21 protein-coding genes and 5 pseudogenes are annotated in these 24,652 nt (G+C 56.2%); 16 read left to right on the top strand and 10 right to left on the bottom strand.

The window, feature by feature from the left end:
- Window position 1 precedes the first annotated feature (1 nt).
- Window positions 2-1,342 (bottom strand): Na(+)-translocating NADH-quinone reductase subunit A, encoded by a 1,341-nt coding sequence (locus tag ACZ1HE_RS22550; protein WP_472624824.1) that lies wholly within the window; start codon window positions 1,340-1,342, stop codon window positions 2-4.
- Window positions 1,343-1,539: 197 nt separating this feature from the next.
- Here ACZ1HE_RS22550 and ACZ1HE_RS22555 point away from each other — a divergent pair, with 197 nt between their 5' ends.
- From ACZ1HE_RS22555 to ACZ1HE_RS22565, 3 genes and pseudogenes are all read left to right on the top strand, one after another.
- On the top strand, window positions 1,540-2,571 hold the full coding sequence (locus tag ACZ1HE_RS22555; protein WP_472624826.1) for an FAD:protein FMN transferase: 1,032 nt from the start codon (window positions 1,540-1,542) through the stop codon (window positions 2,569-2,571).
- Between the two features lie 24 nt (window positions 2,572-2,595).
- A pseudogene (nqrM, locus tag ACZ1HE_RS22560) lies at window positions 2,596-2,802 on the top strand ((Na+)-NQR maturation NqrM); the annotation flags it as partial.
- 312 nt (window positions 2,803-3,114) lie between these two features.
- A pseudogene (locus ACZ1HE_RS22565) lies at window positions 3,115-3,637 on the top strand (CBS domain-containing protein).
- Between the two features lie 33 nt (window positions 3,638-3,670).
- Here ACZ1HE_RS22565 and ACZ1HE_RS22570 read toward each other — a convergent pair.
- On the bottom strand, window positions 3,671-4,057 hold the full coding sequence (locus tag ACZ1HE_RS22570) for a metallopeptidase family protein (protein WP_472624828.1): 387 nt from the start codon (window positions 4,055-4,057) through the stop codon (window positions 3,671-3,673).
- A 153-nt stretch (window positions 4,058-4,210) separates the two neighbouring features.
- Between ACZ1HE_RS22570 and ACZ1HE_RS22575 the strand changes: the two genes are divergently transcribed.
- Entirely contained in the window at window positions 4,211-5,011 is an 801-nt protein-coding gene (locus ACZ1HE_RS22575; protein WP_472624830.1) for an alpha/beta fold hydrolase, read from the top strand.
- Complete coding sequence (locus tag ACZ1HE_RS22580) at window positions 5,008-5,409, top strand: cupin domain-containing protein (RefSeq protein WP_472624832.1); 402 nt, start codon at window positions 5,008-5,010, stop codon at window positions 5,407-5,409. The genes ACZ1HE_RS22575 and ACZ1HE_RS22580 overlap by 4 nt, the downstream gene beginning before the upstream one ends.
- Window positions 5,410-5,411: 2 nt before the next feature.
- Here ACZ1HE_RS22580 and ACZ1HE_RS22585 read toward each other — a convergent pair whose 3' ends face one another.
- The gene (locus tag ACZ1HE_RS22585) at window positions 5,412-6,950 is read right to left on the bottom strand and encodes an alkaline phosphatase family protein (RefSeq protein WP_472624834.1); all 1,539 of its coding nucleotides are present in this window, start codon (window positions 6,948-6,950) and stop codon (window positions 5,412-5,414) included.
- A 175-nt stretch (window positions 6,951-7,125) separates the two neighbouring features.
- Here ACZ1HE_RS22585 and ACZ1HE_RS22590 point away from each other — a divergent pair, with 175 nt between their 5' ends.
- The 6 genes and pseudogenes from ACZ1HE_RS22590 to ACZ1HE_RS22615 all read left to right on the top strand — a co-directional run bounded on the left by ACZ1HE_RS22590 (window position 7,126) and on the right by ACZ1HE_RS22615 (window position 11,807).
- On the top strand, window positions 7,126-7,929 hold the full coding sequence (locus tag ACZ1HE_RS22590) for a DeoR/GlpR family DNA-binding transcription regulator (protein WP_472624836.1): 804 nt from the start codon (window positions 7,126-7,128) through the stop codon (window positions 7,927-7,929).
- The gene (locus tag ACZ1HE_RS22595) at window positions 7,919-8,686 is read left to right on the top strand and encodes an inositol monophosphatase family protein (RefSeq protein ID WP_472624838.1); all 768 of its coding nucleotides are present in this window, start codon (window positions 7,919-7,921) and stop codon (window positions 8,684-8,686) included. The genes ACZ1HE_RS22590 and ACZ1HE_RS22595 overlap by 11 nt, the downstream gene beginning before the upstream one ends.
- A gap of 3 nt (window positions 8,687-8,689) precedes the next feature.
- Window positions 8,690-10,372 carry a Na/Pi cotransporter family protein gene (locus ACZ1HE_RS22600; protein ID WP_472624840.1) on the top strand — a complete coding sequence of 561 codons (1,683 nt, stop codon included), beginning with the start codon at window positions 8,690-8,692 and terminating at the stop codon, window positions 10,370-10,372.
- 6 nt (window positions 10,373-10,378) lie between these two features.
- Window positions 10,379-11,217, top strand: a pseudogene (locus ACZ1HE_RS22605) (EamA family transporter).
- A 57-nt stretch (window positions 11,218-11,274) separates the two neighbouring features.
- Window positions 11,275-11,529 (top strand): type II toxin-antitoxin system CcdA family antitoxin, encoded by a 255-nt coding sequence (locus ACZ1HE_RS22610; protein WP_472624842.1) that lies wholly within the window; start codon window positions 11,275-11,277, stop codon window positions 11,527-11,529.
- Window positions 11,517-11,807, top strand: coding sequence for a CcdB family protein (locus ACZ1HE_RS22615; protein ID WP_472624844.1), 291 nt, complete (start codon window positions 11,517-11,519; stop codon window positions 11,805-11,807). The genes ACZ1HE_RS22610 and ACZ1HE_RS22615 overlap by 13 nt, the downstream gene beginning before the upstream one ends.
- Window positions 11,808-11,874: 67 nt before the next feature.
- On the opposite strand, the gene ACZ1HE_RS22620 is transcribed toward ACZ1HE_RS22615, so the two are convergent.
- From ACZ1HE_RS22620 to ACZ1HE_RS22650, 7 genes are all read right to left on the bottom strand, one after another.
- A complete protein-coding gene (locus ACZ1HE_RS22620) occupies window positions 11,875-12,708 on the bottom strand; it encodes an ATP-binding cassette domain-containing protein (RefSeq protein ID WP_472624846.1) in 834 nt (277 codons plus the stop codon).
- Window positions 12,705-13,703 (bottom strand): ABC transporter ATP-binding protein, encoded by a 999-nt coding sequence (locus tag ACZ1HE_RS22625; protein ID WP_472624848.1) that lies wholly within the window; start codon window positions 13,701-13,703, stop codon window positions 12,705-12,707. The genes ACZ1HE_RS22620 and ACZ1HE_RS22625 overlap by 4 nt, the downstream gene beginning before the upstream one ends.
- On the bottom strand, window positions 13,700-14,830 hold the full coding sequence (locus ACZ1HE_RS22630) for an ABC transporter permease (RefSeq protein WP_472624850.1): 1,131 nt from the start codon (window positions 14,828-14,830) through the stop codon (window positions 13,700-13,702). The genes ACZ1HE_RS22625 and ACZ1HE_RS22630 overlap by 4 nt, the downstream gene beginning before the upstream one ends.
- 4 nt (window positions 14,831-14,834) lie before the next feature.
- The gene (locus ACZ1HE_RS22635) at window positions 14,835-15,839 is read right to left on the bottom strand and encodes an ABC transporter permease (protein ID WP_472624852.1); all 1,005 of its coding nucleotides are present in this window, start codon (window positions 15,837-15,839) and stop codon (window positions 14,835-14,837) included.
- A gap of 120 nt (window positions 15,840-15,959) precedes the next feature.
- The gene (locus tag ACZ1HE_RS22640; RefSeq protein WP_472625074.1) at window positions 15,960-17,030 is read right to left on the bottom strand and encodes an ABC transporter substrate-binding protein; all 1,071 of its coding nucleotides are present in this window, start codon (window positions 17,028-17,030) and stop codon (window positions 15,960-15,962) included.
- Complete coding sequence (locus tag ACZ1HE_RS22645; protein WP_472624854.1) at window positions 16,915-17,952, bottom strand: ABC transporter substrate-binding protein; 1,038 nt, start codon at window positions 17,950-17,952, stop codon at window positions 16,915-16,917. Before ACZ1HE_RS22645 ends, ACZ1HE_RS22640 begins: the two co-directional genes overlap by 116 nt.
- 69 nt (window positions 17,953-18,021) lie before the next feature.
- On the bottom strand, window positions 18,022-18,816 hold the full coding sequence (locus tag ACZ1HE_RS22650) for a DeoR/GlpR family DNA-binding transcription regulator (protein WP_472624856.1): 795 nt from the start codon (window positions 18,814-18,816) through the stop codon (window positions 18,022-18,024).
- Between the two features lie 209 nt (window positions 18,817-19,025).
- Between ACZ1HE_RS22650 and hpaE the strand changes: the two are divergent.
- The 5 genes and pseudogenes from hpaE to hpaH all read left to right on the top strand — a co-directional run bounded on the left by hpaE (window position 19,026) and on the right by hpaH (window position 24,618).
- Window positions 19,026-20,535: pseudogene (hpaE, locus tag ACZ1HE_RS22655) on the top strand (5-carboxymethyl-2-hydroxymuconate semialdehyde dehydrogenase).
- A gap of 48 nt (window positions 20,536-20,583) precedes the next feature.
- Complete coding sequence (hpaD, locus tag ACZ1HE_RS22660) at window positions 20,584-21,438, top strand: 3,4-dihydroxyphenylacetate 2,3-dioxygenase (RefSeq protein ID WP_472624858.1); 855 nt, start codon at window positions 20,584-20,586, stop codon at window positions 21,436-21,438.
- Window positions 21,439-21,495: 57 nt separating this feature from the next.
- Window positions 21,496-22,967 (top strand): annotated as a pseudogene (locus ACZ1HE_RS22665) (NAD-dependent succinate-semialdehyde dehydrogenase).
- A complete protein-coding gene (locus ACZ1HE_RS22670) occupies window positions 22,967-23,821 on the top strand; it encodes a fumarylacetoacetate hydrolase family protein (protein ID WP_472624860.1) in 855 nt (284 codons plus the stop codon). Before ACZ1HE_RS22665 ends, ACZ1HE_RS22670 begins: the two are co-directional and overlap by 1 nt.
- Window positions 23,818-24,618 carry a 2-oxo-hept-4-ene-1,7-dioate hydratase gene (gene hpaH, locus ACZ1HE_RS22675; protein ID WP_472624862.1) on the top strand — a complete coding sequence of 267 codons (801 nt, stop codon included), beginning with the start codon at window positions 23,818-23,820 and terminating at the stop codon, window positions 24,616-24,618. The genes ACZ1HE_RS22670 and hpaH overlap by 4 nt, the downstream gene beginning before the upstream one ends.
- The last annotated feature ends 34 nt before the right edge of the window (window positions 24,619-24,652 follow it).

Genomic DNA, 24,652 nt, shown 5'->3' on the forward strand with positions numbered 1-24,652 from the left:
TTCACCCCTCTTTCTCGATCTTCGTCAGGCAGTCGCGCAGCGCCATGCCGTATTCGTATTTGGCCGGGCAGGCAAAACCCACGAGGCCAAGATCTTCTTCATCCAATTCCATTGCGCCCAACAGTTGCGCCTGGTCCGTGTCCATCACCAGCATTGCCCGCAGCAGCTGTGTCGGCAGGAAATCTTGCGGCATCAGCTCTTCGAACGTACCCAGAGGCACCATCGCACGGCGACCGCCGTTCAGGTTGGTGGTCAGCGGGAACTTGGCCCGTGACAGGGCCGAACCCAGCACTGGCTGAAGTGCGTATTTGGCAAACATTGGTCGGATCCAACCCATGGGGATCTGCTTGTGATCCTCTTCCATCAGCGTGATCTGACGTGCGTAGCGACCCAGATAGGCGCTTTCGCCCTCCCCTGCCCGTCCGCTCAGAACCGAGCCCGAGATCATGCGCACAGGTAGATCCTGCGGCAGATCGCCTTGAGCGACATCTACCATCGACGCGCCAGCAACCGTGCGGATCAGGCGCGGATTTGTGCAGACCGGGCCAGCCAAAGCAATCACACAAGAAGCGTCATACTTGCCGGTCATCAGCAAGCGGCCAATGACGATCACATCCTGATAGCCAACGGTCCAGACGACCTTGTCACCGACAGGTGGCTCTAGGAAATGCATATGCGTCCCGGCCAGACCAGCGGGGTGCGGGCCGGCAAAGGCCACGGTCTCAACACCTTGTGCCTCGCCACCGGGCAAGGACGCTCCGTCAGCCTGACACAGGTAAGTCTTGCCTTCGGATAGCTTGGCGATTGCGGCCAAACCCGTGGCAAACGCTTCGGACTCGGCGTTGATGATCTGCGCGGGGTCACCTGAGAGCGGCTCGGTGTCCAGCGCAGTCACGTAGATCGCGGCGGGGCGTGTCTCGGGGGCGGGCACCTTGGAATACGGCCGTGTACGGAACGCGGTCCAAAGACCAGCAGCCGACAGACGTTCAACCAGACCCTCGGATGTCGACAGATCGCCCACATTCGAGAAATCGACCGCGTCTGCTCCATCGCCCACTTCGATTTCGACGCTGACCAGCTTGCGACGCGCACCGCGGTTGATCGCCTTGACACGACCGGCCACGGGCGAGACCACCTGAACGCTCGGCATGTCCTTGCTGATCAGAACCGGCGAGCCGGGTCCGACCAAATCACCCTCTGCCACCGCAATCCGAGGTTTCCATCCAATGTAGTCATCGCCAAGAACACCGACTGTTCGAACCACAGGCCCATCTTCGATGTTTTGACTTGGGGCACCCGTGATCGGGATGTTTAAGCCCTTGCGTAGCGAGAAGCGCTGCACGGTACTTACCTCTTTGTCAAAGTTTGGCTAGCTTATGCATGGACTCAGCCATGGGCGAAAGTGTTCATTTGCAACTTTGTGTGTACTTTTTTGGTTGAAGTATCGGCCAATGTCGCACAAAAGCCCGGAGTTGAAACGAACTTCGATGTGTCGGATATACGTGTACGACCCGTCGATTCCCAAAAGAGGTGTCTCTCGTGCCCGATTTGACCAAGTTTTCGCGCCGTACGTTCATTCTGTCATCGTTGGCTTTGGCCGCCGCGTGCAAACCTGGCACTGCCGCGCTGGAAATCACCGGCAAAACCATGGGAACCACCTTTAACGTGGTTGCACTGGATGCCTCAGGTCAGGTCAAGGAAGCGGATCTGCGCGCCGCAATCGACGGCGCACTGGCCGAAGTGAACCAGCAGATGTCCAACTGGGACCCCCGTTCGGAAATCTCGCGCTTTAATGCGCAAACTGGCACCGACGCCGTTGCAGTATCTGACAATCTCGCAAATGTGATGCAGGCGGCTGAAACCGTAAACATCGCCAGCGAAGGTCGTTTTGACACAACGATGGGACCATTGATCGAGCTTTGGGGCTTTGGCGCAAACGGCGCAACCAACCTGCCCGGCGATGCTGAAATCGCCGCCGCGCAAGCCCGCTCTGGTCACGCAAACACCCTCAAAGTTGCCGGTTCCTCGCTACAGAAAACCCAAGGCGATGCACAGATTTACTTGTCGGCCATCGGCAAAGGCTATGGTGCTGATCACGTAGGCCGCGCCGTCGAAGCCCTTGGAATCAAAGATTATATGGTCGAGATCGGCGGCGACCTCTATGCATCCGGCAAGAATGCTAGCGGCCTGCCTTGGCAAATCGGGATCGAAAAGCCCGCGGCCCTGTCGGGCGGCGTAATGGAGGTTGTTGGCATCTCGGGTCTGGGCATGGCGTCCTCCGGTGACTACCGCAACTATTTCGAGAAAGACGGCCAGCGTTATTCGCATATTATCGACCCTGCAACCGGCCGTCCGATCACGCACAAAACCGCCTCGGCGACCGTGCTGGCGGATAACTCGATGCTTGCAGACGCATGGGCCACGGCTATGTTGATCCTGGGTCGCGAGCGCGGCCTGGAAATCGCCGAAGCTCAGAACTTGGCTGTGATGTTCATCGAACGTGACGAAGAGGCGTCTGATCTGCGGTTCAAGACCAAGGCAAGCGCGCAGTTCAAAGCTCTGACTGCGTAACCGCCACAGAGAAGGAACGTAGCAATGGCCACGTTTGCCCTGACCTTTGGTATCTTGATGGTGATCATGCTGGGGATGGCCCTCGGCGTGATCCTGATGGGACGCACGATTAAGGGCAGTTGCGGCGGGTTGAACGCCATCGGTGATTCCGATCAATGCCTTGTGTGTTCGAAAGAAATCGACCCCAACAGCCCCTTGCGCGAGCGCCTGGAATGCCCGCGCGCAAAAAAATGCTGGAACGCGCCCAGATGGATAGCAAGGCGATCTAACTCGCCTGCCCTTCAAACCGTCAACGGTTTGAATCCCAAAATCAACAACCCGCTCGCGGCCATCAGACCGTAAATCCAGAGTTGCCATTTCGGCCCCTCATTCTTCCAAACCCGCCGGTATTGGTACCCTGACAAGCATGCCAGGAAAAAAATCACCGTTGCTATTGTAGGGGTTAGGATGAAATCGCCCACGTTTTTTTCCCGCATCAAGACTTTCTTGGGTTATGCTGATTCATGAGGAGAACGGCAACACCTGAGGGAGGATAACAATTCCATGCCAACGTCGTACCAGGCCCCAATGCGCAAAGATCAGGCGAAATCCCGATCACACAGCCAGGACCAAAGCAGCAATACACAGCCCGAAACAGCTACGGTTAGCAAAGTTTTGAGCCAGAAAGGCAGCCACGTCATCACTATCGCGCCCGGTGAAACACTCGGACATGCTGTTGAAATTTTGCGAGACAAACGAGATCGGTGCGCTGATGGTTGCCGACAAGCAGGGCGCATTATGTGGGATTCTGTCTGAGCGAGACATCGTTCGAAAACTGGCTGATACCCCGGGCCAGACTCTCCCGAAACTGGTTCAGGAAGTCATGACAAGTTCTGTCGAAACCTGCGCACCCGGAGATGCACTGGTTTCCGTTCTGAAGCGCATGACCGAAGGCCGCTTTCGCCATATGCCGGTTGTGGACGGCGATGATCTTGTCGGCATGATCACAATTGGCGACGTCGTTAATTTCCGCTTGAACGAACTGGAATACGAGGCCTTGCAACTCAAGCAGTTGATTGTGGGATAAATTCAATTTGGTCGAGGCCCGAAGTGGCCTCGGTCACAGCCACCATTGATCCACTTCACTTATGTCATCATCGCTCCAGCCAAAGTGATGGGCGAACTCGTGGACGACCACATGTGCGATCAGGTTGTCCAATTCCACGTCCTTGCGTGCGCGCCACTCAGACAGAATTGGTTCGCGAAAAAGCCAGACCACATCAGGCGAAGGCACTATGTCCATCACCGATTTCTGTGTCACCGGAATACCTTCGTAAAGACCCGTCAGCTCACTAGGGTCTTCAACTCCAAGATCGGACATCATTTGCGCCGAAGGCCAATCTTCGACACGCAACACGACATCCTGCGCCAGTATTTGGAAAACGTGGGGCAAGTTGGCAACTGTCTGGGCAGCGACCATTTCAAAATAAGCAAGGTCCAGTGTCATGGAAGGACGAACTGCCTGTGATCTTGTGACGAATGTTTGCAACGCTAGCAGTGACCTTAAGAGGAATCGAGCGTCTGTCCGGAAAACCTACTGGCGCCCTTGTCCATTTTGGTGTTCTTTCCGCTGGCGGCATCAGCCAGGTATTCATAACCCATGAGCATTGAAATGACTGGCTTTCAATTCGACGGAGAAACCATCGAATATCTGGACGAGGGCCACGGTCCGGCTCTTCTGTTGATCCCTGGATTGGGCGGACAACTTGCGTTCTGGAACGGTTTGGTACCAGCCCTGGCCCAAGAATTCAGAGTTTTGTCGTTCAACCACCCCAAAAGAGTTCATGGGCCCGATGCTCTGCAAGATCTGGTTTTTCTATCCATTGCTTTGTTGGATCATCTGAGTATCCCGGTTTGCAGCATCGTTGGCCAATCAATGGGCGGTGCCGCTGCTCAGCTTCTTGCTATTTCTGCACCAGAGCGCATCGACCGAATTGTCTTCAGCGCGACTTGGTCTGGCCCAGATGCCTATCTGCAACGCGCCTTCGGATTGCGGCTGGATATCCTCGAAAAGATGGGCCTTGCCGCTTACGCCAAGGCGCAGATTCTATCGACTTTTGACCCTGATGAGATTGCCCAGAACCCTCAACGTGCGCTGGAGTGGGAACATCGCTCGGTACGAACATCAGATCCAGTAGTACTGTCTCACAGGATCCGGGCGATATTGGGTCATGACACCGGAGCAAAACTCTCGCAGATACACCATCCAAGCCTGGTTATTGCTATCGATGGGGATCAGGTGATTCCGCCACATTTGTCGTATAGGTTGGCCAAAAACCTGCCCAAAGCCCAATTTCTGGCATTGAGTGGAGGTGGTCACTTCAAGGCACTTCTCGATCCTCAAGGTTACCTGCAAGCAATTCTCCCGTTTCTAAGAACTAAGCCCGAGGCCTCAACATGACCGCACTTCGACACAGCGAACACCAACTGGAAACATGGCGGTCGGGTGTTGAAACCCAAATGCGCGTCTCGGCGTTGACCGGGTCTCATTCTCTCTGCATCTTCGAGCAGTTCTGCGAACCGGGACTTGGCGCGCCCTTGCATCAGCACGCCGTCGAAGAGGTTTTAGAAGTCATCTCTGGGTCGGCCGAAATCTGGTTGAACGAGGAAACTGTTCAAGCGACGCCCAATCAATCGGTTCTAATCCCCGCTGGCGCAGTTCACGGCTTTCGAAACACAGGAACCGAAACCCTTCACGTGCGCGCAACCTTGGCCAGCCCCATCTTCGAGGCGTCTTACATGGATGACCGCGAGCAGTCACGCAGATGGTCGCCTTCTGCAAGGCCCGCTTGTACTTAGCGTCATTGCAGATGCCTCCGCGCTGTTTTTGGACCATCATGGGTTATCATACTCATCGACAAGGTATGGTCTGCATTTCGCATACGGTGTCGGAGCATCATCCGAGTCAGACGCGCCAGATCCCCTTGGTATTCAACCCGATCCGCGACATTCTCGAACTCGCCATGTCCATGATGATCAAAAAGTACCGGTGGCAGTTCTGCGGCAAATTCAATCAACGTGAACCGATCGTCTCTGAGAATCGACAGGCTTGCGGAACTGGCATCCAACCCCAAGTGTTGTTCCCAATGCGTTGGTGCAATCGGGTCGGCGACGTCTAACTCTGAAAAAGTGTACTGACGCCAATCATCGGGAACTTCACCAGACAGCCACGGCAAGAGTGATCGACCGTCCATGGAATTGGGAATGTCCTGCCCGACCCAATCCAAGATTGTTGGCGCTATGTCGATTGACTCTGTCGGCACATCAATCACCGTCCCAGCCTGACCTTGGCTCCCCGGCTTACGAACAATCAATGGTGTATGATAAGCCGCGTCATAGAAACTGGACTTACCCCAGCAATACCGGTCTCCAAGCATCTCTCCGTGATCGGCTGTCACAATGAGCAGAGTATTGTCGTATTGACCGCTTTCTTTCAGAAAGTCGACCACGCGACCAATATGCTGATCAACCTCGGTTGCCAGTCCAAGATAGATGGCGCGCAGTCTTTGAACCGTCGAATCCGTTGCGTCGAGATCAGGGAACCCTTGAACGAAGGTTGAAGGAGAAGCATTGGCCATCGACGGCGTGCAAAAGGGATGAATTTCTGCCTCGGCCCGACGATCTTTCAGGCGCGACGGCAAAGGTAGAGCAGACGGGTCATACATTCGGTTGAAGGGTGCAGGAGCAACCAAGGGTGGGTGCGGGCGAATGTATGTGAGGTGCGCAAACCAGCTGTGGTCATCAAAACCCGGCATCAGTTCTAGAAAGCGGTTTGTCAGAAATGCTGTGTCACTGTCCTCGGCACGGTACAAGGCGGGGTCATCGATTTCGGCCGGACCACCGTCAGCTGAGACCGGTTCAAATACGTCTTCGTAGTTCTCGAACTGGTAGCCTTTGTTCTTAAGATGTGCCCGCCAAGGATACGACATTTCAAGGCGCATCTCGACCATCTCTTGAAAGCCAGCCATTTGATACTCGTAAGTGTGCACGGCTGGGTCATTGGCGTGAAAAGCCCGAGGATCCTGCGACGTATCCGTGTAACCAAAAAGCATGGGTAGATAGCCCGCTTTTCGCATTTCAGACGCAAGCGTTGGCGTATCATGTCGCAGCGGTGTGCCGTTGCGAATGGACCTGTGGTTCATCGCATATTGACCGGTCAGCAGCGAAGCACGAGAGGGCCCACAAGGATTGACCACTGAAAAATGACGTTGAAAAGTAACTGCATCACCCATTAGTGCCTTCAAGTTTGGAAGATCAACGTAGTCGGCCATCGGACCAAAAACACAGTCCGCTCTCAGTTGGTCAATCACGATGAAAAGAACGTTTTTTTGATCTTGCACGTTGGCCTCTCAATCCCTGTTCACCTGTAAACCCACATAACCCTCAGAAGCAGGCGCTGAAAAGAGGAGTGTTGTCCTGTACGTCAACTTCCTGACTGCATTTGTTGGAAAGACACCATTTTTCTTGTAATTTCGTGGGTTGTTGTGGATTATTGTGGGTAATGTGGAGGAAGTGGTGACAAAAAACTCAGCTCATTCCCATCGCGAATTGGAATTGCTGGACGCGTTGCGCCAACTGGGCGGTTCCGCACGCAGCTCAGAATTGGCACGCTCTTTGGACGTATCCGAAGAAACCGTCCGCCGTACGATAAAGGCCCTGTCCAAAGCAGGTGCACTTGAGCGCGTGCACGGTGGCGCCTATTTGCCGGATGTTCAGGCCGGTCTTAGTTTCTTTAGTCGCATGACACAGTACCCGGTAGAAAAACGCTCTATCGCCCAAAGTGTTGTTGGTCAGGTTAGCAATGGGATGACCGTGTTTCTGGATGTCGGTTCAACCACTGCATTTGTAAGTGAGGCATTGCGTGTTCTCTCTGATCTGACCGTTGTGACTAACTCGATTGGGGTTGCCCAGACACTAGTCAACCACAACAGCAATCGCGTGCATTTTCTAGGTGGGGAAATGCTGGGCAACGAACGTGGCACATTTGGATTTGTAACCGAAAACCAAGCCCGACGATTCGTCTTTGATGTAGCCATTCTAAGTGCTGACGCCGTGACAGCAAAAAAGGGAATTTTGTTCGCCAATGCGAGTGAAGCAAACCTGGCGTCCGTGGTGGCAGATAGTGCCGATCGCGTGATTTTTGTAATCGATCATAACAAGTTTGATACCACTGCCCCTCACTGTGGACCGGACATGCGCCAAGTGGATGATTTGTTCACTGACGCCACACCCGGCAAACGCCTACGCGCCGCATTGCAAGAATGGGGCGTAACAATTCATGTGGCGACAAAAACGGAAGACAGCAAAGATGATGGATGATCGCGCGGCTCATGCCCAGACCATGGCAGAGATAGCTTGTGCATCTGCCCGCAGCTACTTTCGAGGAAAACTGGGGATTGAATTCAAAGCTGACAGCAGCCCTGTTACGCAGGCGGATAAGGGGATTGAAACCGAAATCCGCGCCTATTTGTCCGAGCATTTCCCGGATCACGGCATTTTCGGTGAAGAACACGGCCTGAACGGGGCCGACAAAGACAACCTGTGGATCGTAGATCCGATTGATGGCACGCGCTCTTTCCTTTCTGGCAACCCACTCTTTGGCTTCCTGCTTGCACATCTGGTTCAAGGTACACCCCAGATCGGAGTTGTTGGCATGCCCGCGCTGAACGAAATATTTTTGGGGATCAGGGGGACTGGAGCAACGATGAACGGGAAAACGATCCATGTCTCTGATGCTCAGGAACTGGAGTATTCGATCCTGTACATCAACGAAGGAGACAAGATCTATCGTGACTACCCGGATCTGTTCGAGCGACTAACCAAAGCCGGACAAACCCGGCGCATGTCTTATGACTGCTATCCGCATGCTTTGTTGGCATCGGGGCATGTCGATGCAGTTGTCGACTACGACCTGCAGCCTTACGACTTCCTACCGGTTTCGATCCTTGTCGAAGCAGCCGGAGGGATCATGACAGATTGGCAAGGCGCCCCATTGACCCTGCAATCCGATGGACGCGTGCTTTCGGCGGCGACACCCGCATTGCATGCGGAACTTCTCGACCTTGTAAGCGGATAGATAATGACAATCATCAGCTTTCTCATCAGCCTATTTGGTGCAACCATGCTGCTGCTGTTTGCAGTGCGAATGGTCCGCACGGGAATCGAGCGCAGCTATGGCGCGTCCTTTCAGAGAGTATTGACCGGTCAGGATTCTGTAATTCAGGCAAGCTTGGTTGGTATTGCTATGGCCATCGTACTGCAAAGCTCTGCTGCGGTCGCCCTCTTGACCTCTGGGTTTGCAGCATCCGGGCTACTGGGGTTCGGGACAGGATTGGCCATTGTTTTGGGCGGCGACTTGGGGTCTGCTCTGATCATTCAGCTTCTTTCCTTCAAGCTTGACTGGTTGGTACCGCTTCTGCTTGCCATCGGCGGATGGCTTTTTGTGAAAACCGAGCAAAAGAAGCTACGCCAGCTGGGCCGTATACTGATGGGCGTGGCTTTTATCCTCATCTCGCTTAGGTTCCTGCGTGAGGCTATGGACCCGATCCGCGACAGTGCGTTCTTGCCTGCCATCGCCGACTATCTCGCCCGCGATTACATCACGGCATTTCTGGTTGGTGCAGCCTTGGCATTTGTAATGCATAGTTCAGTTGCCGCCATTTTGATGTGTGTCACCTTAGTTCAGATCGGCGCTATCCCCTTTTCCGTCGGCCTGTCGCTGGTGCTGGGGGCGAACCTGGGCAGCGCATTCATCCCGGTGTGGCTGACGCGCGGCATGGACATTCCGGCCAGGCGCATCCCCTTTGCAAACCTCGGTCTACGTGGGGCCTGGGCCATACTCACCCTGTTTGCCATCAACTTTGCCGTTCCTGCCGACCTGCTTGGGGCAGGTCATGGCGGGCAAATGCTGGTCAACGCGCATCTGGCCTTCAACGCGTCGCTTCTGGTTCTGGCGTTGCCGTTCTGTCGGATGCTGCAAGGGCCGATGGAGCAGCTGATGCCAGACACCGCCGCTGCGCGCGAAACCGAGCACGTGGCCAAACCGTCAAGCGCGCTGGACCCTGAGAATGTCGGGTCCCCGGCGCAGGCGATCTCGAGCCTCAAACGCGAACTGCTGCGCATGGCCGATCTGGTCGAAGCGATGTTCCGCCCCACCCTGCGCCTGTACAAGTCCGGCGAAAAAGATCAGATCCGTGCGGTGCAGGCAGTCGATACCGAGGTCAACGAATGCCTGTCCGGCATCCGCGCCTTTGTTGCTGCGTTGCCTGCGGACACCATGACCAAGCAGGACGCGGGCATCACCCGCGACATGCTTGAATACGCCGTTCGTCTGGAAACTGCCGGCGATGTCGTGGCCAAGCGCCTGACCGTTCTGGCAGGCGACCTGCGCAAAACTGGCAATCAATTCTCGAAAGAGGGGTGGAGCGAGCTGCAGCAGATGCACGAGAACATTCTGGCGAACATGCAACTGGCGTCAAACGTCCTGATCTCGGACGATTTGGAAAGTGCACGTCTTCTCAACAACGAAAAGACCGAGGTCAAACGCGCTGAGCGTGACAGCCGCAAGCGGCATTTCCGACGTCTGCAAGGCGGCCAGGTTCAGAGCTTTGAAACCAGCGACATTCACTTGGAAACCCTGCGCGCCTTCCGCGAATTCAACAGCCACATCGCCTCTGTCGCGACGCCAATCCTGTACCAAAGCGGGCAATTGCTGGAAACGCGCCTGATCGAAGACATGCCCAAATCCGGCGCCGAAAGCTAGCCGCCCATGTCAGCCTCGGTCGTAGCCATCATCCTGTCTGCCGCGCTGCTGCATGCGATCTGGAACGCGATCGTCAAAACGGCGGCGGATCGGACAACAACGCTGGGTCTTGTGGCCTTTGGTCATGTGCTGCCTGCCGCCGTCATGATCAGCTTGCTGCCGCTGCCCAATGCCGAAAGCTTTGTCTACATCCTGCTTTCGACCGTGGTGCATTTTGGGTACTACTACATGCTGGGACGTGCCTATCAGCATGGAGATCTGAGCGTCGTCTACCCCATCGCCCGCGGCATCGTCCCGGCGCTGGTCTCTCTCTGGGCCATGATCCTGGTGGGCGAGGTCCTGCCCCCACAAGCGTGGTTGGGCATCGCTGTGATCGCCCTTGGCATCCAGCTCAGCAGCTGGAAGGCATTGCGCTCGGGCGTCGGGCGCGCCGCCCTTGGGTTTGCGGTTGGCACCGGCTTCTGCATCTCGATCTATTCTGTGGTGGACGGGATTGGCGTGCGGTTATCGGGGAATACACTGTCTTATTGGGCCTGGGGCGCGTTTCTGCACATCTTCATCGCGGGGTTCGTCGCTATCCGAAAGCGATCCACCCCGGCCGCCCTGCCCCCCGTGTCTGGGTGCTTGGTCTTGCCGGGGGGCTGGTGTCGATGACCGCTTATGGCCTTGTGCTCTATGCCAAGAACTTTGCTCCTCTGGGCGCAGTATCCGCCTTGCGCGAAACCTCTGTCATCTTTGCCGCCCTCATCGGGTTCCTGTTGCTGGGCGAAGGCAATTGGAAGCGTCGCCTGGGGGCTGCGGTCCTGATGGCCATCGGCGTGGCTCTGATCGGGACCAGCGCGTAGCCTTGATCCACACGCTCGTGCGGTATATCTTTGCGGTATGTTTTAGGAGATACCCAAATGGGAGCAACCGCAAAACGCAAGACCTCTCTGACGCTGGACGCCGAGGCATTGGATCACGCCAAAGAACTGGGGATCAACGTGTCAGCCGTTGCCGAAACTGCCTTGCAACAGGCAGTTACCGACGCGCGGCAACAGCAATGGCTGAGGGAAAACGCAGAAGCCTTTGAGGCCCAATCCGAATGGCATGAGCAAAACGGTCATCCTCTGGCTGACATCATGACCTCACCCGGAGCGGCCATGTGGAAACGCTGACCCGCCATGACGTGGCCGAATATGGCGGTGTGTTCATGGTGGTGGTCGAAAGTGACCTGCTGCCACCCGACCCTTCGGTGGTTGTGATCCCACTTTTGTCGGATTACCCGTCCGTCCGATATCTGAACCCTGAAATACTGCACGCCAACACGTCTTTCGTTCTGGCGACGCGTTTGATCACCTCTGTCCGGCGGTCCAGCCTGCGCCGTGTCGCCAACGTCTCAGATCAAGCGGACCACATCACGCGCGCGGTCGATGTGCTGATGGCGGGTGTTTGACAGTTAAAATAGGCGCCCATAAATGGGGAAACGGGCTGCAACTGACGGCACCGGGCCTTTGCGCACGTCACCCCACCGCGGGTGCGCGCGACTTTTGATCCGGGTCCAGCGAAGGGATCGCTGCCAGCAAGTTTCGTGTGTAATCCTGTTGCGGATTGGCAAAAAGCTCGCGCGTGGGGGCGCTTTCGACGATCTTGCCGTGATACATCACCACCACGTGGTCACAGGTGTGCGCCACAACGGACAGATCGTGACTGATGAACATGAACGTCAGCCCCAAATCCTTTTGCAGGGACTTCAGCAGGTTCAGGATGTCCGCTTGAATCGACACATCCAACGCGGCGACGCATTCGTCCGCGATCACAAATCGCGGGTTGCTGGCCAGCGCACGCGCAATCGAAATCCGTTGCCGTTGACCACCCGAAAACGCATGCGGATATCGACGCAGGTGCTCCAGGTTCAACCGGCATTTGCCCGCAATCTCGCGCACACGAGCGTCGGTTTCTTCGCGCGATTTGGTCAGGCCCATCACCTCGAGCGGTTCGGCAATGATATCACGCACGGTCATGCGTGGGCTGAGCGCTGCGTAAGGGTCCTGAAAGATCAACTGCGCACGCCGACGGTATTCTTTCAGATCGCCGGGCGACATGTTGGTTAGGTCGAACTGGACCTCACCGTCATCGTACTCGGCCTCGCCGCCAGTGATGTCGACAGCGTTCAACAACGCGCGGCCCAAAGTGGTCTTGCCCGAGCCGCTTTCACCGACGACGCCAACAAAGGCCCCGCGCGGGATTTCGAACGATACATCGTTGACCGCCTTGAGGGTCTTTTTGTTGAAGATCTTGCCACCGATGGAAAACTCAACCGAAAGATCCTTAGTTCTGATCAGGGGTTTGGTCATGGCAAGCTCGGCACATCTTCGGGGAACAGGGCCGCGAAATGACCGGGGCTGACCTCGGTCAAGGGCGGGCGTTCGATTTCATAGCGTGATCCGGGCGTCAGCTCGGGGTTGCGGGGGTGGAACACGCAGCCGTTCGGGCGTTCTAGCGGCGAAGGAATGTCGCCGGGAATGGGCGTCAATGGCGCGTTCAAATCGTCAAGGCGGGGCAGCGCGTTCAGCAGACCCCGCGTATAGGCATGCGCAGGCGTGCGGATCACATCTCGGACAGGACCGCTTTCCAGAATGCGGCCCAGATACATCACCGCCACCTTGTCGGCGGTCTGGGCCACCACGCTCAGGTCGTGGGTGATAAAGATGATCCCCATGCCAAACTCGGCCACCAGATCGCGCATCAGATCCAACACCTGCGCCTGAATAGTCACATCCAGCGCCGTTGTGGGTTCATCCGCGATCAGCAGCTTGGGCTTGGTCGACAGCGCCATGGCAATCATCGCCCGCTGACGCATCCCCCCCGACAGCTCAAACGCGTATTGGGCAAAGCGGGTTGCAGGCTCAAGAATGCCGACACGATCCAGCATCTCGATCGACAATTCCTTGGCCTGTTTCTTGTTCATGTTGGTGTGAATCAGCAGCTGTTCGACCATCTGGCTGCCGATGGTCATGGCCGGTGCAAAGCTCGCCATCGGTTCCTGAAAGATCATGCTGACGGCCCCGCCGCGCACGACCTGCATGTCGCGCGGACGTTTCAGATCCATCACATCAACTGGCCCATCGTCCAGATGCAGGGTTATCCGACTGTTGTCGCCATAGACGGTGTTGCGCGCGTTCAGCTTCATCAGCGACTTGGCCGTCACCGATTTGCCCGACCCGCTTTCACCCACCAGTCCCATCACCTCACCCGGTTTCAGTGAGAAAGAGACATCGTCCACGGCGGTCACCAGCCCCTCGTCAGTCTTGAACTGAACCGTCAGGTTTTCAACGTCGATCAAGCTCATTTGCGGGTCTCCGAATAGGGATCGGCGGCATCACGCAACCCGTCGCCCACGAACACAAACGCCATCACCAGCGCGATGAAGAAGATGACTGGGATGAAATACCACTGATAGTTCAGCAGCACGTCGGCCTTCGTCACGTTCTGCAGCATCACACCCAGTGAATTGACCGGGTCTTTCAGCCCCAGACCGATGAACGACAAGGCCGTCTCGCTGAGCACCATGTAGGGGAAGGAAATCACCAGATCGACAATGATGTAGCTGGTGAAACTGGGCAGCAGATGGCGGCGGATAATGTGACTGGGGGACGCCCCGCACAACCGGGCCGCAAGCACATACTCCTGATTGCGCTCTGTCAACAGATGGGTCCGAACACGGCGCGCCAGCGTGGGCCAGCCGATCAGGCCCAGGATCATGGATATGAAGAAAAACCGCGTCTCAGCCGACCATTCCGGCGGGATAAAAGCCGCAATCGCCATGAACAGCGGGATGGCAGGCACCGTGCGGATCGCATCGGTCACCATCTGGATCACACTGTCCAGCCAGCCGCCATAGTAGCCAGATATACCCCCGATCACGAGCGCCAGAACGAAGGAAATCACAACCCCCATCGTCCCCACCTGCAACGAGGTCCAGATCGCGTGCAGCGTACGGCTGAAAATATCTTTGCCTGCGCTATCTGTTCCGAACAGATGGACGTATCCCTCTTCCATGCCAAACAGATGAATGCTGCCAGGGATGACGCCGAAGAGCTTGTAGCTGTCGCCCTTCACAAAGAACTGCATGTACCGGCGTTCGTCCTTGTTGATCTTCTCGACCCACCGGAAATTCGTCGCCAAAGACCGCTCGCGGGTCACAGTGTATAGGAACGGGCGCATCGAGCATCCGTTTTCGTCGCAGAACTTTGGGATCTGCGGCGCCCCGTTCAGGTAGTCTTTGTCCCGACCCGCAACGGTCGGGTCATAGGGCGACAGGAAGGGTGCAAACATCCCCGACAGGATCAGCACCAGCAACACACCCGCGGCAATCATCGCCGCCTTCTGTTTCTTGAACCGCGCCCAGATCAGCTGCCCTTGTGAAGCAGTGAAATACGCCTCTTTCGCTTTTTGATTTGTTGTCGTCGTGGTCATCGGCTTACCTCAGGATGCTTTTGCGGACGCGTGGGTCGATGACCGCAAGCAGCATGTCCGTGAGAAAGTTCAGCGCCACGATAGAGGCCGTGAGCAAAAAGATGATCGCGCCCGCAAGTTGCTGGTCATTGGACCGCGCCAAAGATTCCAGCAGCAGAGAACCGGCCTCGGTCAGCGTCAGGATCAGCGCCACGATGGGCAGCTCGTTAAAGATCCGGTTCAGGTCGAACCCCAGCGAGTTCACGATCGGCCCCAAGGAATGGCGCGCCGGGTAACGCCACAGCAAGCGAACACCATGAATGCCTCGCGCCTCGGCCGCTGTTACATAGAGCTTACCGATCTCATCCGACATCAGCGCCCGCACCGTTTGCAGGGCAAAAGCGGTGGCGGACCAACCAAGGATGAAGATTGGCAACCAGGCGTGGCTGAGCAGATCGACAAACTTGGCCCACGACCACGGCGCGTCTTTGTATTCAGGAGAGAACAGCCCCGTCAGCGTCTCACCAAAGTAGACGGTCGAAACCAGCATGATCATCAGCGCCAACAGAAAGTTCGGCATCGCCAAACCCAGATAGCTAACGATCCGCAGCGAGTTGTTCAGCAGGGCGTTGCGCGACGCCGCGGAAATGATGCCAACCGGAATGGCAATCGCATAAGCCAAAATCAGCGAACCCAGGCAAATCCAGAGCGAGATCCAGAATTTGTCGCCCAAAAGCTGCGCGATGTTTACCCGCAGGATGCAGCTGTCGCCAAACTCGCCGCGAAAGGCACCGCTCAGCCAACTGGCCCACCTGGTCAGGAACGGACGATCCAAACCCAGACGGGCGCGCTCTGCCTCGATATCGGCTAGGGTAATCGCCGACCCTTGGGTATTTTTGTAAGCCAGATACCGTTCGGCGCAGTCGCCGGGCACCAGCTCCATCAGCGAAAACACCACGAGTGACACGATCATCAGGGTGATAAGGGCCATCACTGCACGGGTTGCCGCAAATCGGGCGAATTGGAACATCGTCTTCCCTTTGGGTATTGGAAAACGGGCGCGAACGCCCGCTCTCGTATCGTGTTGTTAGAACCCGATTACTCGGTCAGGAACCATTGTGCCGGACGGTACGGATAGGTCCGGTAGAACTCATAAGACTGCGTCTTGAATTCTTCGAAGTTCTGCAAGTTGTTCGAGTGATAGATCGGCGCTAAGCGCATTGACCGTCCCGATAAACAGGATCTGGCTGGTCATGATCTCGACCATCTGCTGTGCAGCCGCAACCGAGGCGTCTGTACCCGGCTGAGACGACTGGTACGTGTCCAGCGCGCCTTTCAGGTCAGCAACCCATGCCGGGGGCTCAACACCGTTTTCACCATTCGAACTGATGTATTCAGCCCACAACATCGCCGTGCGCACATCAAAGTAGCCGTCAAACGGCGGCACCCAGATTTCACCGTCGCCCAGAATGGAACCGGTAAGCTGACCCTTGCCCCACATGGTGATATCCAGCTGGTTCGACGACTGGGCCGAGCGGAACTCGTCCGAGGTGACCTCTTTGATGGTGGTTTTCACGCCAACATCGGTCCAGTTTTGCGCGATCAATTCTACGAACTGCGCCGAGCTGGCCTGCGTCGAGAACTGCCAGTCCAGAACAAAGGGCGAGCCATCGGGCAGATCACGGGCACCGTCACCGTCCTTGTCGACCAGACCCATCTCGTCCAGCAGCGCGTTGGCACGTGCCTGATCAAACCCCGCCTCATGGTCTGACCATTTGGCGTCGACGAAATCAGGACGCGGCGAAAAGCCGATGTATTGCGTCGGCGTGCCCAGACCAAAAGCCGTCACTTCGTTCAACTCGTCCCGATTCATGGCTACCGACATGGCAGTGCGGAAGCGGATGTCATTGAAGATCGCGCGGCGTGCTTCATCCTCGGCCGTTACGTTGAACGCGAGGGTTGGGCTGGCAATGCCCGGCTTGACGTCGACGGTGTAGTTGCCTTTTTCCTGGCCCTCCAGCAGCACCGGAGCCGAGGTCAGGTTGATCGCCTGTGATTTGTAATCCACCTCGCCATTCAACAGCTTCAGCGTGCGAACCTCTTCGTCACCCACATAGATCTCGTCCATTTCCGAGATATAGGGCAGCTGGTTGCCTGCGGTATCGACCTGGAAGAAGTAGGGGTTGGCGACATAGTGACGGCCTTCGGTCGTCTCTTTCACCAGGATGTGGCTTTCCAGCGTCGGCATGGTGTCTTTGGGCAGGCTTAGCCAGCTTGTCGCCTGCGGTCAGCATCGGCGACGGCGTATCCATCCAGTCAGAGTTGCCGTAATAGGCCTTGATCAGGTCATAGCCACCTTCGTACCCAAGCGCCTTGGCGTTGGCATCAGCCTGATCATTCAGACCCGGGTGGAACTGCTCAAAGAAATGCTTGGGCTGGAAAGGCTGAACATAGGTGAAAGAGAAGGTTTCGATCAGACCTGGCTTGGGTGCTTCCAGAGTAAATTGAACCGTGACGTCATCAACGGCTTCGACCTTCATCGGCTTGCCGCCTGCAAGGGCATAATCCTTGGCTTCGGCGATGACGTTGGTATCCATCATCAAGTTGTTGTACCAGAACGCGATGTCCGCAGCGGTAAACGGCGCGCCGTCCGACCATTTGTGGCCTGCGCGCAGCGTTACGGTCAGCTGGGTGAAATCATCGTTCCAGGCCCACGATTTGGCAACGTTGGGCACAACAGTTTGCAGGTCGTCCGAGTAGCGGAACAGGTTGACGTGGCGCACTGACAAAAAGTCCGAGGTGCCGGATTCAGTGGCGTTTGACAGCGCGTCCAACTGGCCCCCGTAAGAACCGATCGCGTCATAGGGCGCAACTACCAGCGGCTCTGCCGGCAGACGATCGGCCAGGTCGGGCAGCTCACCATTGCCACGGATGCGGGTGTTCAGATCACTAATCGCGGGGTTAGCCGCAAAGGCCAGCTCGCAGGATGCGGCGCCCTGGAACTCGGCCAGTTCGAACTGCTGCGGGAATGCGCCAGCGGCGACCCCCTGCATGTCTGCCACAGTGACAGCCGGACAGCTTGCAGCCACGGCCATACCCGGCAGGGCAAAGGCGGCGACGCCGGATAGAAGAAGCTTTTTCATGTTACCTCCTGTTGAGAGTTAAGGGGGAGCGGTTAGTCCGCGATTTGCCCCGGTTATTAGCGTTGTGTTTCATTTTTTTGACAGGCTCTGAGCGACTCGAACCTTTACCCCCCACACATCGAGCATCTCGCTCATCCCAATATCGGGGGGTTGATCAGTCACCAGATGCGTGACCTTTTTGGGATCACAGGCCACCATCGGAGCCCGCGTGTTGAACTTGCGGCTGTCAGCGGTGACCACGGCTTTTTCGCTCTGGTTGGTCAGCACGCGGGTCAGCGACGCCTCGTCTGGATTGGACACCAAAAATCCGTGTTTGGCCGAAATCGCGTCCGAGCCGAAAACCACGAGATTATAGTTGAACTGACGTGCGAATTCTTCCGTGGCGCTGCCAAAAGTACCACGCTCGGCTGGTAGGATTTCACCTCCGGCCATAAACACGCGGTTGTCGTTGTGATCCGCTAATGCCGCAACGGCGGCAATGGAATTTGTTACTACAATAAGAGACTTACGCTCACGTAACTGCTCGGCAACATAAGTCGTAGTCGAGCCCACATTGATAAAAATGGTCATTCCGTCTTCGACCAAAGATAGGGTTGCCCGGGCGATTCCAGTCTTTTCGGAAGAATTCTGTTCCAACGCACCTGAGTACATCGGTGCCTCCGGTGATCCTCTCAGATAGGTGCCGCCATGAACCCGCTCGACTCGACCGGCCTGCGCCAATCCTTTGACAAGGCGACGAACAGTTTCTTCGGATACATCCATTACCTGCGCAATTTGAGCATTCCTTGCAGAGCCCCCCAAACGCGCCAACACGTTCAGCAACTCGTGCCCGCGATGTGGAATTTTGTCGGTCTCAGTATCCATGGACAGAATGAAACACACAAAATCATTCGAAAAGCCACAAAAATCCATATGAATTTTTCATGACACCTAGTTTCAGGGGTATGCGAGGGTTTCCCTTGGGGTTTCACCATCATCTGCAAATCGATTGGTTGACAAGTGACGGAATTTTACTTAACAAAGCAACTAACTTAACATCCACAACTATCAAGCACCTACTCGGGAGAAGGCAAATGTCGGACTTGCAAAGCAACCTGGACAGACTGGCGGGATACCTGAACCGTTATCGCACGTCGGGACTACCCAACAGGATTGCAGGCCAGGATGTAGCAGGGTCTGGGGGTGTTCCAAAACCACTCGCCAGTCGACAAAAGCCTGATCTGCGACGTTGCCCATGGCACAGCTGCGGATATCAACGCAGCAGCGGATGCGGCCCATGAAGCGTTCATTGCCTGGCGCGATACACCCGCAACGGAAAGACGCCAGATCTTGATCCGGGTCGCAGAAGCCATCGAGGCACGCGCAGAAGAAATCGCTCTGTGCGAATGCTGGGATACGGGCCAAACTCTGCGCTTCATGTCCAAAGCGGCACTGCGCGGCGCCGAGAACTTCCGCTATTTTGCAGATCAGGTAATACAAGCCCGGGATGGTCAGCACCTGAAGTCCCCAACCCTTATGAATGTGACAACCCGCGTTCCGATCGGACCGGTGGGCGTGATCACGCCCTGGAACACTCCATTCATGCTTTCGACCTGGAAAATCGCCCCGGCACTGGCGGCAGGATGTACCGTTGTTCACAAACCTGCCGAGGCCAGCCCCCTGACTGCACGCTTGCTGGTTGAAATAGCTGAAGAAGCAGGATTGCCTGCTGGCGTTTTGAACACAGTTAATGGGTTCGGTGAAGAGGCGGGCAAAGCGCTGTGCGAAAATAGGAAGATTCGTGCAATTGCATTTGTAGGAGAGAGCCGAACAGGATCGCTGATCACCAAACAAGGGGCCGACACTCTAAAACGCAACCATCTCGAATTGGGAGGGAAGAATCCCGTCATAGTCTTTGATGACGCCGATTTGGACCGCGCCTTGGACGCCGTGATCTTCATGATCTACTCGATCAATGGCGAGCGCTGCACATCGTCCTCTCGCTTGTTGATCCAAGACACCATAAAGGAAGAGTTCGAGGCCCGGTTGATCGAACGCGTTAACAATATCAAAGTCGGGCACCCCTTGGACCCAGCGACCGAAATAGGCCCATTGGTAACGGAAGAACACTATAACAAAGTCACTTCGTATTTTGACATCGCGAAAGAGGATGGCGCGACCGTTGCCGCCGGTGGTGTCAAAGTAGGTGACCAAGGATACTTCGTTCGTCCCACCCTATTCACCAACGCCAACAACGACATGCGCATTGCACGCGAAGAGATTTTCGGCCCGGTGCTGACCTCTATCCCATTCACGACGGAAGAAGAGGCGCTGCAACTTGCCAACGATACCGATTACGGCCTGACCGGTTATCTCTGGACCAACGACCTGACGCGTGCGCTGCGGTTCACTGATAAGCTCGAAGCCGGAATGATCTGGGTAAACTCCGAAAACGTCCGCCATCTTCCGACGCCATTCGGCGGTGTGAAAGCATCCGGCATCGGACGCGACGGCGGCGATTGGTCTTTTGAATTCTACATGGAACAAAAACACATCGGGTTTGCCACGGGGCAACACAAAATCACACAGCTCGGCAAGCTATAAACTCTAATCCAACACGCGCGAACCCAACCAAAACTCCAGGAGGAGACTATGGGAGAAATCGTACTTGCGGCCAAGATGACTCATGTGCCGACATTGTTGATGTCTGAACAGGACGGTCCGGTGGCAGGCAAGCGTCAACCTGCAATCGACGGTCATCGAGAAATTGCCCGGCGCGCCAAGGAACTGGGCGCAACCACTGTAATCATTTGCGACACCCATTGGGTGGTCAACGCGGGTTTTCACATCAACGCCAACGCAAAATTCGAAGGGATTTTTACTTCGAACGAGTTCCCGCAATTCATCCAGGACCTGCCCTATTCTTATGAGGGAAACCCGAAGATGGGCGACGCGATCGCAAAGATCGCATCGGAAAAGGGTGCGTATACTCTGTGCCACCATCTGGACAGTTTGGAACTGGAATACGGCACCCTTGTCCCCATGCGGTTCATGAGCCGTGAACACGACATGAAAGTTGTTTCAGTCGCGGCTTGGGCCACTGTCCACAGCCACGACGAAAGTCGCATCGTTGGAGAAGCGATCCGAGAAGCTGTCGAAGCCAGCGATGAAAAGGTGCTGCTGGTTGCCAGCGGTTCTCTGTCGCACAAAATCTGGGCCAACAAGGATTACGCTGCCAACAACGGTACCTTCACCATAAGTTCGGAATTCAACCGGCAGATGGACCTACACGTGTTGGAAATGTGGAAGAATGGGGATCATGCAACTTTCCTGAAAATGCTGGGCGAATATGCGGAATTCTGCTGTGGCGAAGGGTCCATGCATGACACTTCGATGCTCTACGGTGCCCTCGGCTGGGACAGTTATTCCGGGAAATGTGAGGTTGTGACCGAGTATTTCCCTAGTTCAGGCACGGGCCAGACAAACGTCATCTTCCCAGTTCAATAAATGCCGTCCCAAGCCCGGTTTCAAACTGGGCTGGGCTCAAAATCAGACAGAGGTCCAATGCTCTCATTGAACGATCAAAGCTTATTGCGGCAGGCTGCCCTTGTAGGCACACGCTGGATCGAAGCCAGTCCAGAAAGCGGTCTGGCTGTCACAAATCCCGCAACCGGAGATGTTATTGGCTACGTGCCAAGGCTTGGTGCCCAAGAAACCCATGAAGCCATCGACGCCGCCGAGGCCGCGCGTCATGGCTGGGCCAAGCGAACAGCCAAGGAACGCAGCCAAGTCCTACGCCGCTGGTACGAACTTATGATGGAGCATCAGGACGACCTGGGAACCATCCTGACCGCAGAGCAAGGCAAACCATTGGCCGAAGCCAAAGGGGAAATTGCCTATGGGGCCAGCTTTATTGAATGGTTTGCAGAGGAAGCACGGCGGGCTTACGGCGACATCACGCCTGGTCATTCGCCGGACAAGCGCATCCTGACTGTCAAACAACCCATCGGTGTAGTTGCAGCGATCACTCCGTGGAATTTTCCCAATGCGATGATTACCCGCAAGGCCGGGCCTGCGCTGGCCGCTGGATGTTCAATGGTTCTGAAACCAGCGTCTCAAACCCCTTTTCGGCAATCGCTTTGGCTGTTCTTGCAGAACGTGCAGGTGTTCCGAACGGGTTGTTCTCAGTTCTGACAGGGTCTGCAAGTGCTATTGGCAGCGCAATGACCAGCAGTGAGACGGTACGCAAGCTTACCTTCACTGGCTCGACTGAAATCGGCGCAATACTCTACGCCCAATGCGCGCCGACGATCAAGAAACTGGGGTTGGAATTGGGCGGTAATGCACCCTTTATCGTCTTTGACGACGCCGACCTGGACGCCGCGGTCGAAGGGGCCGTAATCGCCAAATTCCGCAACAACGGGCAGACCTGTGTCTGCGCCAATCGGATCTATGTGCAGGCGGGTGTTTATGACGCTTTTGCCGAGAAATTGGCCACCAAGGTCGCGACGCTACCCACCGGCAATGGGTTTGACAAAGGCATGGTCTTTGGCCCGCTAATCGATCAGGCCGCCGTGGAAAAGGTGGCCGAACACGTCACCGACGCCATTTCCAAAGGTGCAACCGTAACTCTGGGTGGCAAGGCTCACGCCCTTGGCGGCACCTTCTTTGAACCCACCATCCTGACTGGGGTCACTGCTGAGATGGCCGTGGCGACGGAGGAAACATTTGGCCCTGTCGCACCCCTGTTCAAGTTCAACACCGAATCCGAGGTCATTACAGCCGCTAATGATACAGAATTTGGCTTGGCCTCCTATTTCTACACTCGTGATCTGGCCCGCGTCTGGCGGGTGTCCGAAGCTTTGGAGTACGGTATGGTTGGCATCAACACTGGGCTCATCTCGACAGCCGAGGCGCCATTTGGCGGGGTCAAAATGTCCGGTCTGGGCCGCGAGGGATCGCGCTATGGATTGGACGACTTCATGGAACTGAAATACCTTTGCATGGGCGGCATTGATGCCGCCGAGGAGGCCTGATGCGCTTTGCCACTTATACCGCCAATAGTGAAAACTATTTTGGCGCAATCACCGACCAGGGCGCGATCGCGCTGAACGATGCCTTTCCCAATCGCGCGAGCCTTTACGAGGTCATTGCAGCGGGTGAGTTCAGCAAGCTGTCCGAGGCCGCAAAAGGCAAACCCGTTACCCATACCGAGTTCGCCTATGATATGGTGATGCCCGACGTGCGCCGTATCCTGTGCGTTGGCGTGAACTTCCCCGACCGCAACGCAGAATACAAAGACGGCAGTGCGCAGCCCAAGTTCATGTCCCTTTTTCCGCGCTTTGCCAGTGGGTTCACCGGCCATGACCGCCCGCTAATCCGCCCGCCCGAAAACCACACTCTGGATTATGAGGGCGAAGTTGCCATCGTGATCGGCAAGGGCGGTCGCCGGATTTCCCAAGATGACGCCTATGATCACATCGCGGCGCTCACCTTGTGTAATGAGGGGACGATCCGCGATTGGGTCCGCCACGCCAAATTCAACGTTACACAAGGCAAGAACTGGGACTGTTCGGGCGCCATTGGCCCGTGGCTTGTGCCATTCACGGATGATGCACAGCTGGATGATGCCCGCATTCAGACCCATGTGAACGGCGAGCTGCGGCAAGACGATACCCTGAACCGTATGATGTTCCCGATCCGGCGCGAGATCGAATACATCTCGACCTTCATGACGTTGCAGCCCGGCGATATCATTGTAACTGGTACCCCCACAGGGGCTGGCGCGCGGTTTGACCCGCCGAGATACCTGGCCCCCGGCGACGTAGTCGAAGTTTCGGTCGAGGGTATCGGCACGCTACGCAATACGGTGGAGGATGAACAGGTATGACCCCAGACGATCACGCCCGTGCCGCTGATGACCTGTTGCAAGCCGAAGAGACTGGCCATCAGATCGGTCTGCTGTCTTTGCGCCACCCCGAAATGGGGATGGACGACGCTTATGAGGTTCAGAACGCAATCTACCGGGCCAAGCTGGCCCGGGGACGTCGCGTGATCGGGTGGAAGATCGGGTTGACCTCGAAAGCGATGCAATACGCGCTGAACATCGACATCCCCGACAGCGGCATCCTGTTTGACGACATGGCTTTTGACACAGGCGCGACCGTGCCCGTAGGACGGTTCATCCAGCCGCGGATCGAAGCCGAGATCGCTTTTGTCATGAGTTCCGCGCTTGGCGGCGAGAATGTCACCCGAGACGACGTGATCTCTGCCACGGCCTATGTCGCTCCGTCGATCGAAATTCTGGACACCCGCATTCAACGCGCCGATGCCGAAACCGGCAAGGCGCGTACAGTCTTTGACACAATCAGCGACAACGCCGCCAACGCCGGTGTCGTTCTGGGAACTGAACAGCACGCTTTGGATGCCTTTGATCTACGGTGGATCGGGGCAATCACTTCACGCAATGGCCAAGTAGAAGAAACTGGCCTTGGCGCCGGCGTTCTGAACGATCCGGTCGAAAGCGTGGTTTGGCTGGCTCGACGAATGGCGCAATACGGTCAAAGCATTGAGCCGGGTCAGGTGATCTTATCAGGTAGTTTCATTCGCCCGGTCGAATGTCCCTCGGGCACGAATATCCATGCCGATTTTGGCACCTTCGGGTCGGTCGAAATAAACTTTGCCTAGCTCAAACTATGCGTGAGCGTGGGGTCGGGCCTGA

Source organism: Falsiruegeria sp. JB4-1 (assembly GCF_055693495.1).

Bases quoted from the DNA above. Each gene is read 5' to 3' on its own strand.
- hpaH (WP_472624862.1), top strand. From the start codon at position 23,818: ATGACCCCAGACGATCACGCCCGTGCCGCTGATGACCTGTTGCAAGCC.
- ACZ1HE_RS22580 (WP_472624832.1), top strand. From the start codon at position 5,008: ATGACCGCACTTCGACACAGCGAACACCAACTGGAAACATGGCGGTCG.
- hpaD (WP_472624858.1), top strand. From the start codon at position 20,584: ATGGGAGAAATCGTACTTGCGGCCAAGATGACTCATGTGCCGACATTG.
- ACZ1HE_RS22625 (WP_472624848.1), bottom strand. From the start codon at position 13,703: ATGAGCTTGATCGACGTTGAAAACCTGACGGTTCAGTTCAAGACTGAC.
- ACZ1HE_RS22595 (WP_472624838.1), top strand. From the start codon at position 7,919: ATGATGGATGATCGCGCGGCTCATGCCCAGACCATGGCAGAGATAGCT.
- ACZ1HE_RS22650 (WP_472624856.1), bottom strand. From the start codon at position 18,816: ATGGATACTGAGACCGACAAAATTCCACATCGCGGGCACGAGTTGCTG.
- ACZ1HE_RS22575 (WP_472624830.1), top strand. From the start codon at position 4,211: ATGAGCATTGAAATGACTGGCTTTCAATTCGACGGAGAAACCATCGAA.
- ACZ1HE_RS22635 (WP_472624852.1), bottom strand. From the start codon at position 15,839: ATGTTCCAATTCGCCCGATTTGCGGCAACCCGTGCAGTGATGGCCCTT.
- ACZ1HE_RS22620 (WP_472624846.1), bottom strand. From the start codon at position 12,708: ATGACCAAACCCCTGATCAGAACTAAGGATCTTTCGGTTGAGTTTTCC.
- ACZ1HE_RS22630 (WP_472624850.1), bottom strand. From the start codon at position 14,830: ATGACCACGACGACAACAAATCAAAAAGCGAAAGAGGCGTATTTCACT.
- ACZ1HE_RS22645 (WP_472624854.1), bottom strand. From the start codon at position 17,952: ATGAAAAAGCTTCTTCTATCCGGCGTCGCCGCCTTTGCCCTGCCGGGT.
- ACZ1HE_RS22600 (WP_472624840.1), top strand. From the start codon at position 8,690: ATGACAATCATCAGCTTTCTCATCAGCCTATTTGGTGCAACCATGCTG.
- ACZ1HE_RS22670 (WP_472624860.1), top strand. From the start codon at position 22,967: ATGCGCTTTGCCACTTATACCGCCAATAGTGAAAACTATTTTGGCGCA.
- ACZ1HE_RS22610 (WP_472624842.1), top strand. From the start codon at position 11,275: ATGGGAGCAACCGCAAAACGCAAGACCTCTCTGACGCTGGACGCCGAG.
- ACZ1HE_RS22570 (WP_472624828.1), bottom strand. From the start codon at position 4,057: ATGACACTGGACCTTGCTTATTTTGAAATGGTCGCTGCCCAGACAGTT.